Raw genomic sequence first — 12,247 nt, 5'->3', positions numbered from 1 at the left:
GGTGTTCTCGGGTGTATGGTCGCCAGACTACTCGCCGGTGGTCTTCTTCGCGGCTGCAGACTTCGTGCTGTTCGCCGTGGTCTTCTTGGCCGCGGTCTTCTTCGCGGGTGCCTTCTTGGCGGTCTTCTTGGTCGCCTTCTTCGTGGTCTTCTTTGCGGACTTGGGGTTCTTCGCCTCTTCCTCTGCGGCGGCGTCCGCAGCGACCTTGCGGTGGATGAGACCTTCCGGCTCGACGCCGAGCATGCACATCAGAGTGGCGGCGTCGAGGAAATCATCGGCGTAGGTGGCGACGATCCGCTGCGCGGCCTTCGCGGTCTCCTCCTCCACGGTGTGCAGGGATTCTGCGCTGGTGGTGTGGTTGTCGCTGACCTTCGGCGGCACTGATTGCTCCCTTACAAGACGATACGGCGTAAGACTTCAGTCTAACTCCCCGAACCGTCCTGCGCACTTTCCCGGTCCCGCTGCCTCTGGTGGGAGCGACGGGGATCAGGGAGCCACGGGGTGCCACCACGTCGTTGGCGGAGGACACTCCAGTGCATCGGTGGTGTGACAGACCCGCCGGGGCGGCGTCCACGCGACCGACGCGCCGGAGGACGTCGCAGGTCGTTGTACCGGTACAGGATCCGGGGGCGGCGCAGCCGGCGTGCGACCCACTCACCGAGGACCACCCCGGCCGCCAGGGCAGTGGCAGTAGCCAACGCGATACCGAGATTCGAGATACCGACGACGAACTGGTCGGTCAGCATCGAGTACATGCCCCGGTACAGGGCCAGACCGGGCAGGAGAGGAGTGATGCCCACGATCGCGGTGATCTGCGGTGGGATGAGGTAGCGGCGGGACAGCAGACCACCGGCGAGGCCGACGAAGGTGGCGGTGATGCCGGCGGCGGTCACGTCGCCGGTGCCGAGCTGGACCTGCAGGAACCGGTACAACGAGTAGGCCACCAGCGCGGTGAACGTGGCGACTACCAATGCCCGACGTTCACAGAACGACGCGATCGCGAAGAACATCGCGGCACCGACGCCACCGAGGATCTGCACGGCTGCACCACCGAAGGTCCCCTGGGTACTGGACGTGTCGATCGGTGGCAGAGTGATCCCCAACCGGCTGGTGAGCATCAGTCCCATCGCGATGCCGGAGATGATGCCGCCGGTCATCAGCACCGTCTCGAAGAACCGTGCCGAGGACGTGACCGGTGCACCGGTGACACCGTCCTGAAGTGCCTGGACCAGGGTCAGCCCGGCGAGCATGGCGACGATACAGGAGGCGATCACCAGTGACGGCGATAGATAGTGATCCAGCGCCCGGGCGAAGCTGAAGGTCAGCGCGGCGGGGATCGTGGCGATGATGCCGCCGGTGAGATTCTGGAAGAACAGTGGCAGAGACTTCGACGCCAACCACACGTTCGTGGCCATGATGATGATCGACGTGATCGTGGCGATGAGGGCGACGAGCGGCTCGCCGCCGAGCATCAGCGCCACCGCGCCGGCGAACCCGCCCCAGGCCAGCGTCGCCCACCGGATGCGGTAGGGCGGGGGACTGGTCTCGATGTCGGTGAGAATCTTGCGGGTGAGTTCGAGTTCGGTGGCGCCGTTGACGATGGACCGGATGAGGCGGTCGACTTCGGTGAGGCGGGAGAAGTCGCTGTTGAGGGCGTGCACCACCCGGAACGTGCTGATCGGGGTCGTCGAATCCGTGGACGGCGAGTAGATGGTGATCGTGTTCAGGGTGATGTCGACGTGGCAGCCGTAGAGGCCGTACGCCGAGGTCACCGCCTTCACCTGAGCCTTGGCGTCCGTGTTGCCAGTTCCGGCGGACAGAAGGAGATCTCCGATGCGTGCGGCGGTGTCCATCACCAGGTGGACCTGGGCGGTGTCGGTCAAATCGACAGGGGCCAACGGCGACGGTGGTGGTGCGGTACGGATGGTGTCAATGGTTGACCTGTTGCCGCTGAACAGCATCGCGGACACCTTGTTCCTCAGCGATGTGAGGCGCTTGCTTTCACCACGGTCATCACCGCTGTTCTCACCGCTCACTCGACTCCCCGTCCTCTCACCAGCCTGGTGCTGTCTGCCGTTCTTTCCGGCCACACTCTACGGTAGATGATCCTGATTCGATCAGGGGGCTGCGCTGCTGATAGAGTCGTCGGCTGAAACCCGGTGGCGACACCGTGGGCGGTGTTGACGCACCGTCGGTTTCCGCTGGAGTGGCGCAATCGGTAGCGCAACGGTCTTGTAAACCGTAGGTTGCGAGTTCAAGTCTCGTCTCCAGCTCTGTGAGCAGGGGGAATGCTGCGATTCCGGAGAGTTAATCTCCGGGATTACAGCGTCTGCTGTGCACAGCTGCCGCTAGCCGCCCGATAAATGGCGCGCTCCTTGGCCACGTACACCAGGAGTGCACTGATCTCGGTGACGCTGATGTCACAGGTCCACCTGTAGGTTTTCAGTCCGCTCCTCCACTCGAGTTTTGGTTCGGGCGCGTTCTGTACCGTCGAAAGCATGATGCTTCGCACGTTTGGTGGCAGTAGCCAGAGGGGCTACCGGCCGGTCGTCGATTTGCTCTTTTCAGGACTGGCGATCGGTGCATCTGCCACGATTCAGTCGCAGGGTGGTTGGGACAGCTTCCTCCAGCACAACTGGTACCCGTATGCCTATGGTGCTCTCTACGTCGTCTGTCTGGTCATGGCGTTGCATACGGCGATCAACGCTCCCGCAACATTTGTCGGGGTCGTACGAACGAACCTTTTCTATGGCTTCGTTTCGATCGCCGCTGTGGTTTGGCCATCTGACTTCGTACGGATCTCGATCCTGGTCATTGGAGTTGCGCATTTTCTGCTTCCTATTCGTATTGACGAGGTACAGCGCGATTTATCGCGCCGCTGATACCCCTCGCTCGAGGGGCGACAGGGGTGCGGTCCGTTCCGTCGAAAACAGGACGACGTGTCGCAAGTTTCTTGCCACCGGCATCGACGGCCCCGACCCCCGCCCCCGCCGCGCAAAGTTCGCACGAGTGAATGCATCCTTGGCGGGCCTGATTGTGGCGACCGGCGGCGTGGCGGTTGCGCGCCTGGTCGATGGGCAGGTTCTCGCCATTATGTTGTTGGCCGTTGCTGTGACGGCGGTGGGTGTCGCTGCGATGCTGGGTATCAGCTACGCGGTGTTCCGGCGCGGGGAGCGTGACAACACCAGCGAACCAACCTTGTAGATCAACGTGATTGCCGACCCGATGAGTATCCCAGGGGCCAGCGTCCACGCGAAGCCTTTCCCGAAGTTCGGCCCGGAGTCAGGGATCTGCCCCCACACCGAGAGGGCGAGCATGATGACAACGACGATCGCATCGATCCACAGGAATTGCCTCGGGATGAGGATAAGAGCCAGTGAGACAAGGAAGGCGCACACTGACCAGAACGCTCCCATGTTCAGCCAGTAAGCTACGTCGTCGGTGGTAATTGAGCCTTCTCTGCGGCTGGTCAGAACGACAAACACAACAGCGACGACGAACTCGATAGCGAGGATCAGGGCTTTGGCGATATTTTCCTTCATACTTCACTCCAACCACTGTGCTAAATACGATCCGGTACTGTGGCGAAACAGCCGTCGCGTCCCCGTCAACCAGTGATAGACGAAGAATCCGCTGTGGTGCTCCCTGAGATATCGCTCAAACGGACGGCGGACTGCGCGATCATCTTCCTGACGACGTCTGGTGCGGAGTTCGGTGTTGAGGCAGGCCAGTAAGAACCCAGCCACAAGCGGCGGGTCCGTCAGTCCACCGTCCCCGCAGAACCGTCAGTTCGGTTCGCGTCGGCCCAGCCGGACCTTCTTCACCTCGCGGCCCTTGTCTACGTCGGAGTCCTTGAACCCGAAGAACCAGGTCAGCACGAAGGCAACGGACAGGCCAGCCGCAGAGGCGATGAGATAACCCCAGAAGCTGCTGTCCACGCCGTCCGCCGGATTCACGAAAGACGTGAAGCCGATCAACGCGCCGGTGAAGCCCCACATGTTCACGTTGAACATCCCGGTGAGCAGACCGCCGACCGCACCACCGATCGACGCCATGATGAACACGCGTCCATACTTCAGGTTCACGCCGTACATCGCCGGCTCGGTGATGCCGCAGAACGCGGAGATCGCCGCCGGGCCCGACAGTGTCTTGATCTTCTCGATCTTCGTCTTGATGAACACCGCCAGCACTGCGCCACCCTGGGCGACCATCGTCGCGGAGATGATGGCGTTGAGGTAGGAGTTGCCGTTCGCCGCGATATCCTGCGCGACCAGCGGGATCACCGCCCAGTGGAGACCGAAGATCACCAGCGACTGGTAGAGCGCGCCGATGACCATGCCGGAAGCCGTGGGGGAGAGGTCGTACAGTCCCTGGATCGCATTGGCGATACCGGTGGAGATGAACATCACCACAGGGCCCAGAATCAGAAGGATGGCCAGCGACACGATGACGACCTCGAACAGCGGCACGAAGATCATGCGCACCGTGTTCGGGATAACCCGTTTCAGCCACGGTTCGATCACCGAGGCCAGCCATGCGGCCACGATGATCGGGAAGATGGAGTAGGAGTAGCCGGCGACATGGAAGGGGATGCCGAAGAAGTCGGAGTTCAGCGACATGCCCAGCAGCGCGCTGTCGCCCTCGGTCTCCGACATCTCCACCAGGCTCGGGTAGCACAGCACGCCGCCGATGATCGACACGATGATCGGGTCCGCCCCCAGGCGTTTGGCCGCGGTGAAACCGACGAAGATCGGCAGGAAGAAGAACACCGCGTCGCTCATCGCGTTGATGATCTGGTACGTGTTGGATTCTTCGACGATGACGTCGAATGTCAGCAGCAGTGACAGGATCCCCTTGATGATGCCGGAGGCGGCCAGCAGTCCGATCACCGGAATCATGGAACCGGTGATCACGCCGATCAGCTCGGAGAACCCGTACTTCGCCCAGCCCAGCACGGTGGTGGGGCGTTCCTTCTCTGGTGCATCACTGGCTGCGGTGTCGTCGCCCTCGGTGCCGAGCTGGTCGCTGACCGCCTCGTAGACGTCCTCGACGTCGGCACCGATCACCACCTGGTACTGCCCACCGGCGCGGACCACGTCGATGACACCGTCCAGATCGGCGACGGCTTCATCATCGGCGAGGTTGCCGTCCTTCAGGTAAAAACGCACCCTGGTGATGCAGTGCGTGACGCTACGGACGTTCTCCGCGCCGCCGATACCGTTGATGATGTCCCAGGCGGTGGCGTCGAAACCGGTGAGGTCGGCAGGACGCTGCGGCGACGGTGCTGCCTCTGTATCAGCCGCCTCTGCTGGCTCCGCAGTTTCCTCCGCCGCCGTCACTTCCGACGGTTGCGACGCTGTCAGGTACACCTCGGCCACGGTGTCGCCGAGTGCGGCGTCCCCGACGGTAACGTCGACGTGGTCGACCAACTTCTTCGAGTTGGTCACGACCACCACGGTCGTGGTGGACTTTCCCGCCGACACAATCTCGTCGACATCCATCGTCGCGATCTTCTGCCCGGCCTCGACCCGGTCGCCCTTGGCGACGTCGACGGTGAAGGGACGGCCCTCCAGCTCAACGGTGTCCAGGCCCAGGTGCACCAGGTACTGGAGACCGGCGTCCGTCGTGATCCCCACAGCATGGCCCGTCTTGGCCACCATGATCACTTTTCCGCTGACGGGGGCGCAGACATCGCCGCCCGCCGTGTCGGTGATGCCGAAGCCACCACCCATCGCCTCTCTGGCGAAGACCGGGTCCGGGACATCCGTCATCCTGATGACCGTACCCGGGATGGGGGTCATCACCTGTTCATATTCCATGTCATGCTCCTCAACGGTGGTGGCCGGCGTCGTCCGGCCAGGGTACAGCGGGGGCCGGGTAGTTCATGAAGGCTAACAGATGTCGTGTGGCTTCATCCGCTCCGCTCTGTCTGTCGTCCGCGGAGGACCCCGGCGAGGACGATGACGGTGACCCCGGCGAGGGGAATGACGAGAAGCCCCACGCGCAGGCCCGCGGCGTCAGCAATCAGACCGACGAGCGGCGGGGAGCCGACGAAGCCCACCCGCATCAGCCATGAGACGACGGTGAGCCCGGTTCCGGGGCGGAGTCCGGGCAGCTCACTAGCGACCTGCATCGCGGCCGGGATCAACGTGGCGACACCGAAACCGGCGGCGGCGAAGCCGACGATGGTGCCAGGGACAGTGGGGAATGCCAGCGCAAGGCCCATTCCTACGGCTGCTACCGTGCCGCCGAGGCGAGCCACAGTGCGTTGTCCCAGGCGGTCGACCATGCCGTCCCCGATGAGGCGTCCGACGAACTGTGCGGCGACCAGCGCCACGAATCCAGTCGCGGCGACGGAACCAGGGGCGCCGAGCGAGGTGATGTACAGCGACGCCCAGGACATGCCGGCGTCCTCAACGAGTGCACCGGCGACGGCGATGAGGACCAGCGCAGTCAGCACCGCAACCAAGCGGCCGGAGAGCGGTGCACGGCGGCCGACGTCGGACGTCGCGGGAGCCGGCGTGACGTCACCGACGGCGGCGGGTGCCGTGTCGGACCCGCCGTCGGAGGGCGGAAGGCAGTAGCGCAGTGCTATGACCGCTACCAGGGAGAACACCGCGGCGGACAGAGCGAGGTGTACCTGACGGGGCAGATCAACGGCGATGGCCGCTGCCGCCATCGCTCCGCCGAGGACCGCCCCGAGAGACCAGACCGCGTGGAAGGAGTTGATGATCGTGCGACCGTATCGACGTTGGACGCGCAGCCCGTGGTCGTTCTGGGCGACATCGGTGACGGCATCCATGGCACCGCCGATGAAGAGGGCGGTGACGAACAACCAGAGGGTCGGTGCCGCTCCGGCACCGAGCACGCCAAGGCTCGTGCCGATCGTGCCCGCGACCGCGACGTTGGCTGAGCCGAACCGACGGACCAGAGGAGCTGCGGCCAATCCTGCAATAATCGCCCCGACGGGAAAGGCGATGACAGCGAGACCGTAGATGGCGTTGCTCATCCCGAGGTCGGCCTTAATCTCCGGGAAGCGGGGAATGAGGTTGGAGAACACCGCGCCGTTGGTCAGGAAGAGTGCGGCCACGGCCCGGCGTGCGTGCCGGTCGGTCGTCGTGGGGGTGGGTGGCATCTCGGCACTTTAGCAAGGGACATGCGTACGCCGTGTCCCCTGGGAGACGATCATGTAGCCAAATATGGCAGATTCTGGCATCAGGGTGTGAGAATGTCTCCACCCGATGACGCGTTTTCCGTGGCGCAGACATCATCAGCATCCATACAGGGGGTCAGCCCCGGAGGAGGATATTTTGCCTACCAGAGGCCCGAAGGTCAGGTCACCGAAGATCGGTCCGTTGAATCTCCCTTCTCTCGTCCCGGCCGAGGGTGGGGACGTCCACGGCGGGGAGCACTACGAAGCTCGGCGGTTCACCGATGTCGACTTTGGTGACAGCAACCTGGCCGGGGCCAGCTTCGTTGAATGCGAGCTGATCGGCGTGCAGGCCGGTGAGGCACAACTCCAGGCGGCACGGTTCAGCGAGAGCCGGTTGGACCGCCTGAACGCGCCGACGTTGGCCGCGGCGAGGAGTGGTTGGAGCGATGTCCACATCGCTAACTCCCGCCTGGGCGCTGTCGAGCTCTTCGACGCCGACCTTCGTGCCGTGCACATCGTGGACAGCAAGCTCATGTTCATCAATCTCCGCTCGGCACAGATGCGTGACGTGAAATTCACTGGTTGTGCAATCGATGAACTCGATCTGACAGATGCCAAGGTTGAACGCATGGCTTTTGAGGACTGTACGGTGCAGACGTTGCGACTCGATCACGCCGTGCTGTGGGATGTGGACCTTCGTGGCGTGGATCTCCAAGCGATCGGTGGTATCGATGCGATGAAGGGCACGACCATCTCGACGAGCCAAGCTATAAACCTGGCTAGTTTGTTCGCGAAACACCTCGGGATCGCCATCGTCGACTAGCGGACAGAGCTGGACGTCGAAGCAGACAACGTCCTCATCGCCGACATACAGGATGCTCGATGTTATCGAGGTGATCATCTGCTGGATGCTGCTGTTCGGCGCGGTAAGTATGGGCACTCGGACGATAGAGCAGACCGTTCCGGTCTAGTGGCGCCAGGCAGGTCACGCACGAGGTGAAAGAGCGGGGACGGATGGCCTGACCTTTAGGCCAGCGGCCAGGTTAGGCTCCTTGCGGAGGTACGGCGCGGTGAGCCTGAGAAATGACCGGCGGTTCAGGCAGTACGCCGGGAATGGCAGTCGAGGAATTCGCTGTGGTTCTGTGGCCGCTCATCGTCAGCATTGTCGCCCTGTTTATCGGGCATGGCTATGGCCGCTGCGGCATACGCAGAGTAGATGCTGATTTTGTCACCGCCGTGCCGTGCGAATAGCCAGGTACAGCACTATCACAGAAAGCACCAGACCAAACGGATTAAACAGTGACCACACCAAACATGCCAGCGAAACAACCAGAAGGGTGGGGCCAGCCTATGGCTTGGTGGTCGTGGTCAGTGAACGTGATGTAGCGGTCATTGGGGGTCTCCGATCCAATCGGTTGATTCCATCCCACCCTACAGAGTTCAAGGCGAAACACAGTCGGGGTCTGTGCGCTTCAACGTGGGTTAAGTGGCTGTTCGCTTACTCGCCCAGGACAGTGACAATGAACCGATCTCGTAGAGGAACGAGACTGCCGATCCGATCAGGATCCCGGGGACGAGCATCACCACGAGCCCCCTGCCGAAGTCGGGGCCTGGTGTGGGCGTTAGTGCCCACATAGTGACAGGCACAGTGATAACGACGATTATCGCCTCGATCCAGAGGTGCCTTCTCCGTATAAAGATCAGCCCCAGCGAGAAGAGGAACGCGTAGACGGACCAGGTTGCGCCGCGATTCAGCCAGCTTGTTATGTCATCAGTAGCGCTCGACGCCTCCCTGATATTCAGCAACACAATGAGCGCTACGGCGATGACGAGCTCAGTGACGACAATCAGAATTCTAGGCATACTTTCCTTCAAACCTTACGCATCTTTGTCGCCAGTCTAGATGGACCGATGATACCCCGTTTACAGGCTCCTATGTCACAGAATCGAGGTCCAGCGTCTCTGTAGATTCATTGAGTTCAACGGGGATCGTATTGTCACTAACCTCTATTCGGCTATCGTCCCAATGGAACGTCGCCGAACCGGGGACGTTCTGGTCGGCCGCCGCCGGCGCGTCACCGAAGAAGGCGTAATTCACCCGCACTGTGCTGTCATCGATACGGTCGACTGACTCGATACGCCGGGCGAGAATCGGGGCAGGCTCGGTGACGAGCTCGCCCTCTGCGAACAGCGCCACGGTCTGACGGCTGCTCCCGGCGGTACCGTTCGAGTTCTCGGCTGTACCGTTGCCGCCGTTCAACACCACCCACGACAGGGGAGCACAGGGGTCGGTCTGGTCATCAGTCGCGGTGTAGTGGAAGAAGATGTCGGGGGTCTCCTCCTCTGCCACACGCACCGGAATCGGTTCCTCCCCGGTGAGCGGATTATCCACTGCCGCCTCCTCACAGGCATCGGCCGTGGCGTCGCCGGAGGGCTCGGCGGTTGTCTCCGACGGAGCGCCGTTGTCTGGGGCCTGGGTTTGCTCGACAGTGTCTGTCACGGTGTTCATCACCGTCTCGGTCGCGGTCGGGGTCTCGTCCTGCTGTGTGCATCCGGTCAACAGCACGGCAGTACAACCGAGAGCTGCGACTGCGGCAACGTGGTGTCTGCGTAACGTGTCCATATACATCAGGGTAGTCATGGGGAGCGCATGTCATACCCCGGGTGGAGGTCGAATCCCGGAGAGGATCAGTCCGTAGACCGATGTCGGAGGAACCCGGCAACACTAGTCTTCTGGATGATTCATCCACTTCATCCCCTCAGGAGAACCCCCTGTGACCACGGCAGCAACCGTAACCTGGTCAGGCCTACGAACAGGCCAGAACGTCGGCCCCGCCCCCACCATCGGACGCTACGGCTTCCTCGATGTCCTACGCGGGGTTGCGCTATGCGGCATCCTCTTCGTCAACCTGCGTGACCTGCTCTACCGCTGGACGGAGAACGCTGACCTGCACCATCCCGTCCTGCGCTTCTACGGCGTGGTGATCCAGGGACGTTTCGTGCCGATCTTCGCCTTCCTCTTCGGGGTCAGTGCGTGGCTTCTCTACAGTTCCACGCAGCGCAGGATGCCGGTCCGTTCGGCGCGCTGGTTGATGGTCCGTCGTTTCGCGACCCTGCTTCCCATCGGTCTGCTGAACCTGTTTCTGCTGTACAGCGGGGATATTCTCACGATGTACGCCGTTATCGCGCTGGTCCTGGTCGTCCCCGCCCTGTTCCTTCCCAGAGGCCCGGTGCTGGTGCTCGGTATTGTTGGCACGCTCGTGGCCTACTGGATGTGGGGCAACAGCCCGCTGATCGCCGCGACACTGATGGTCGCGGGTTTCGGGGCCGCCCAGTTCGGGCTCCCGCAGTGGCTTGAATCGACGCGCCGACGGGACGCCGTCATCGCCGCTGTCGTTGTCGCGGCATCGGCTGCCGCAGGGGTCGGGCTCACCATCCTCCAGAACTCCATGATGAATGCTGGCGCCCTTCCTGCCCCGGATGTCCTTGACCGTGTGGGTGGCTTCGCCGGGTTGTTCACCGCGGTGGCCATCGTCACCGGACTGTCACTGCTCTGGCGGGCCTGCGGCGGTCGCGGGACTGTGACCAGCGCCCCGTTCTCCATTCTCGGGCGCACGGCACTGACCAACTACCTTGCCGCCTCCGCAGTCGTGCAGATCCTTCTCCACGTGTTCCCAGACACACAGCTGACCAACCTCTGGTGGCTGCCGGTCGCGACTGTCGGGATCCTGATTGTGCAGATTCTCGCCAGTGCGGTGTGGCTGCGGTACTTCCGGTACGGGCCCGTCGAGTGGGCCTGGCGGTGTGCGACCCGGTGGGAAATCGTCCCCATCCGGAAGTAGAAGGAGTCGGCCCGTCAGGACCGTCCCGTGCGTTCCTTCAGCCCGCGTGCGTAGAGATCGGCGGCCTTGATCGCCTCGACCACATCGGTGGTGGTGTACTCACCGGGCATCTGCTTCAGGGTCTCGCCGTCAGAGCAGGCCAGCTCGGCGATTCGGCGCAGGTCATCATCATCGGCATTCTCGAGGTGGATCTCGTCCAAGGTGGTCGGCAGACCGACGGACTGCAGGAATCCGATGTAACGGTCGGCCTCCACTTCGGTCGCCCCTTCCAGCATGAGCTGAACCCCGATGCCGAACGCGACCTTCTCCCCGTGGGTCATGTGGTGGATGTCGCCGTCCAGCGCGGTGAAACCATTGTGGATGGCGTGTACCGCAGCCAGGCCACCGTTTTCGAAGCCCAGGCCTGACAGCAGAGTGTTGGCTTCGCAGATGTTCTCCAGCGCTCGGCTGACCACGTGCGCTTCATTGTCCCGGAGCGCCTGATGTGCATAGGCGAACAAGGTCTCCTCGCACTTCTCTGCCAGCGCCAGTCCGGCAAGGGTAGGACGCGCGGTGTCGTCCATCCGGCGGGAGTTCGCCCGGTTGACCGCGCGGGCCTCGATCGACGTGGCGAGCGCGTCGCCGATGCCGGACCGCAGGGTACGGACCGGCGCGTTCGCGATCACGCGGGTGTCGATGGCGATGAGGTCCGGGTTGCGGTCGTAGAACAGGTAGGAGTCGAAGACACCCTCGTCGGTGTAGATCACCGAGACCCGGGCGGTGGGGGCGTCCGCAGAAACGGCCGTCGGGAAGACAGCGACGGGCAGGGACGCATGGTCTGCCACGGCGCGTGCAGTGTCGATGGTCTTTCCACCGCCCAGGCCGATGATGACGTCGTTCCCGCCGGATCGTGCCTTCTCCGTGATCCGGTCAATCTCGGTCATGGAGGCCTCGCCACCGAAGATTTCGTGTGCAGGGTCGAGCCCGTCCGAGCTGAGCGATTCCTGCAGCTTCTCCCCGGCGATGCCCCACACGACGTCATCGGCGATGATCAGCGGTGAGGTGCCCAGCGGGCGCAGGTACCCGGAAGCCCGGTCGATGAGGTCGATGCCCTGGACGTAGCGTGCCGGGCTGGTGAACAGTTTGTCAGTCATACGTCATTCCTTGTGTGAGGGTTGATGAAATTCTGCACATGTTCGGGCACGAGCGGCCACGAGCGGCCTCCACCCTAGGCGTCTTCCGGCGATCGTGACGGGCCCGGTGGTGGCCCGGT

At 62.9% G+C, this 12,247-nt stretch carries 12 protein-coding genes and 1 tRNA gene; 5 read left to right on the top strand and 8 right to left on the bottom strand.

What is annotated here, in order from left to right:
* Positions 1-27: 27 nt before the first annotated feature.
* Positions 28-381, bottom strand: a complete 354-nt coding sequence (locus CGLY_RS13520; RefSeq protein ID WP_038550109.1) for a hypothetical protein — start codon at positions 379-381, stop codon at positions 28-30.
* Between the two features lie 41 nt (positions 382-422).
* Entirely contained in the window at positions 423-2,036 is a 1,614-nt protein-coding gene (thrE, locus tag CGLY_RS13515) for a threonine/serine exporter ThrE (RefSeq protein WP_320406890.1), read from the bottom strand.
* Between the two features lie 164 nt (positions 2,037-2,200).
* Between thrE and CGLY_RS13510 the strand changes: the two genes are divergently transcribed.
* Both CGLY_RS13510 and CGLY_RS13500 read left to right on the top strand, forming a co-directional pair.
* Positions 2,201-2,273, top strand: a tRNA-Thr gene (locus CGLY_RS13510).
* A 225-nt stretch (positions 2,274-2,498) separates the two neighbouring features.
* Entirely contained in the window at positions 2,499-2,882 is a 384-nt protein-coding gene (locus CGLY_RS13500; RefSeq protein WP_038550105.1) for a hypothetical protein, read from the top strand.
* 267 nt (positions 2,883-3,149) lie between these two features.
* Here CGLY_RS13500 and CGLY_RS13495 read toward each other — a convergent pair whose 3' ends face one another.
* Positions 3,150-3,542 carry a hypothetical protein gene (locus CGLY_RS13495; protein WP_038550103.1) on the bottom strand — a complete coding sequence of 131 codons (393 nt, stop codon included), beginning with the start codon at positions 3,540-3,542 and terminating at the stop codon, positions 3,150-3,152.
* 39 nt (positions 3,543-3,581) lie between these two features.
* Between CGLY_RS13495 and CGLY_RS17605 the strand changes: the two genes are divergently transcribed.
* The gene (locus tag CGLY_RS17605; protein ID WP_158407399.1) at positions 3,582-3,734 is read left to right on the top strand and encodes a hypothetical protein; all 153 of its coding nucleotides are present in this window, start codon (positions 3,582-3,584) and stop codon (positions 3,732-3,734) included.
* Positions 3,735-3,785: 51 nt separating this feature from the next.
* Here the strand turns inward: CGLY_RS17605 and CGLY_RS13490 are convergent, their stop codons facing one another.
* Both CGLY_RS13490 and CGLY_RS13485 read right to left on the bottom strand, forming a co-directional pair.
* Positions 3,786-5,819 carry a glucose PTS transporter subunit IIA gene (locus tag CGLY_RS13490; protein ID WP_038550102.1) on the bottom strand — a complete coding sequence of 678 codons (2,034 nt, stop codon included), beginning with the start codon at positions 5,817-5,819 and terminating at the stop codon, positions 3,786-3,788.
* A gap of 92 nt (positions 5,820-5,911) precedes the next feature.
* Positions 5,912-7,135 carry an MFS transporter gene (locus CGLY_RS13485; protein WP_038550099.1) on the bottom strand — a complete coding sequence of 408 codons (1,224 nt, stop codon included), beginning with the start codon at positions 7,133-7,135 and terminating at the stop codon, positions 5,912-5,914.
* A gap of 175 nt (positions 7,136-7,310) precedes the next feature.
* Between CGLY_RS13485 and CGLY_RS13480 the strand changes: the two genes are divergently transcribed.
* Positions 7,311-7,976 (top strand): pentapeptide repeat-containing protein, encoded by a 666-nt coding sequence (locus tag CGLY_RS13480; protein WP_052540221.1) that lies wholly within the window; start codon positions 7,311-7,313, stop codon positions 7,974-7,976.
* A 659-nt stretch (positions 7,977-8,635) separates the two neighbouring features.
* On the opposite strand, the gene CGLY_RS13475 is transcribed toward CGLY_RS13480, so the two are convergent.
* Together CGLY_RS13475 and CGLY_RS13470 are read right to left on the bottom strand one after the other, a co-directional pair.
* Complete coding sequence (locus tag CGLY_RS13475; protein WP_038550097.1) at positions 8,636-9,016, bottom strand: hypothetical protein; 381 nt, start codon at positions 9,014-9,016, stop codon at positions 8,636-8,638.
* A 70-nt stretch (positions 9,017-9,086) separates the two neighbouring features.
* Complete coding sequence (locus CGLY_RS13470; protein WP_227590279.1) at positions 9,087-9,794, bottom strand: LppP/LprE family lipoprotein; 708 nt, start codon at positions 9,792-9,794, stop codon at positions 9,087-9,089.
* A gap of 133 nt (positions 9,795-9,927) precedes the next feature.
* On the opposite strand from CGLY_RS13470, the gene CGLY_RS13465 reads away from it, so the two are divergent.
* Positions 9,928-10,995, top strand: coding sequence for a DUF418 domain-containing protein (locus CGLY_RS13465; protein WP_038550095.1), 1,068 nt, complete (start codon positions 9,928-9,930; stop codon positions 10,993-10,995).
* A 14-nt stretch (positions 10,996-11,009) separates the two neighbouring features.
* Here CGLY_RS13465 and CGLY_RS13460 read toward each other — a convergent pair whose 3' ends face one another.
* On the bottom strand, positions 11,010-12,128 hold the full coding sequence (locus CGLY_RS13460) for a glycerol dehydrogenase (protein ID WP_038550091.1): 1,119 nt from the start codon (positions 12,126-12,128) through the stop codon (positions 11,010-11,012).
* Positions 12,129-12,247 lie beyond the last annotated feature (119 nt).

The organism is Corynebacterium glyciniphilum AJ 3170 (assembly GCF_000626675.1).
GTDB lineage: Bacteria > Actinomycetota > Actinomycetes > Mycobacteriales > Mycobacteriaceae > Corynebacterium > Corynebacterium glyciniphilum.
This window is presented reverse-complemented; position numbering and strand designations above follow the sequence as displayed.

Excerpts from the sequence above, each read along its gene's own strand:
- CGLY_RS13485 (WP_038550099.1), bottom strand. The coding sequence starts at position 7,135 with ATGCCACCCACCCCCACGACGACCGACCGGCACGCACGCCGGGCCGTG.
- CGLY_RS13500 (WP_038550105.1), top strand. The coding sequence starts at position 2,499 with ATGATGCTTCGCACGTTTGGTGGCAGTAGCCAGAGGGGCTACCGGCCG.
- CGLY_RS13495 (WP_038550103.1), bottom strand. The coding sequence starts at position 3,542 with ATGAAGGAAAATATCGCCAAAGCCCTGATCCTCGCTATCGAGTTCGTC.
- CGLY_RS13490 (WP_038550102.1), bottom strand. The coding sequence starts at position 5,819 with ATGGAATATGAACAGGTGATGACCCCCATCCCGGGTACGGTCATCAGG.
- CGLY_RS13460 (WP_038550091.1), bottom strand. The coding sequence starts at position 12,128 with ATGACTGACAAACTGTTCACCAGCCCGGCACGCTACGTCCAGGGCATC.
- CGLY_RS13470 (WP_227590279.1), bottom strand. The coding sequence starts at position 9,794 with ATGACTACCCTGATGTATATGGACACGTTACGCAGACACCACGTTGCC.
- CGLY_RS13475 (WP_038550097.1), bottom strand. The coding sequence starts at position 9,016 with ATGCCTAGAATTCTGATTGTCGTCACTGAGCTCGTCATCGCCGTAGCG.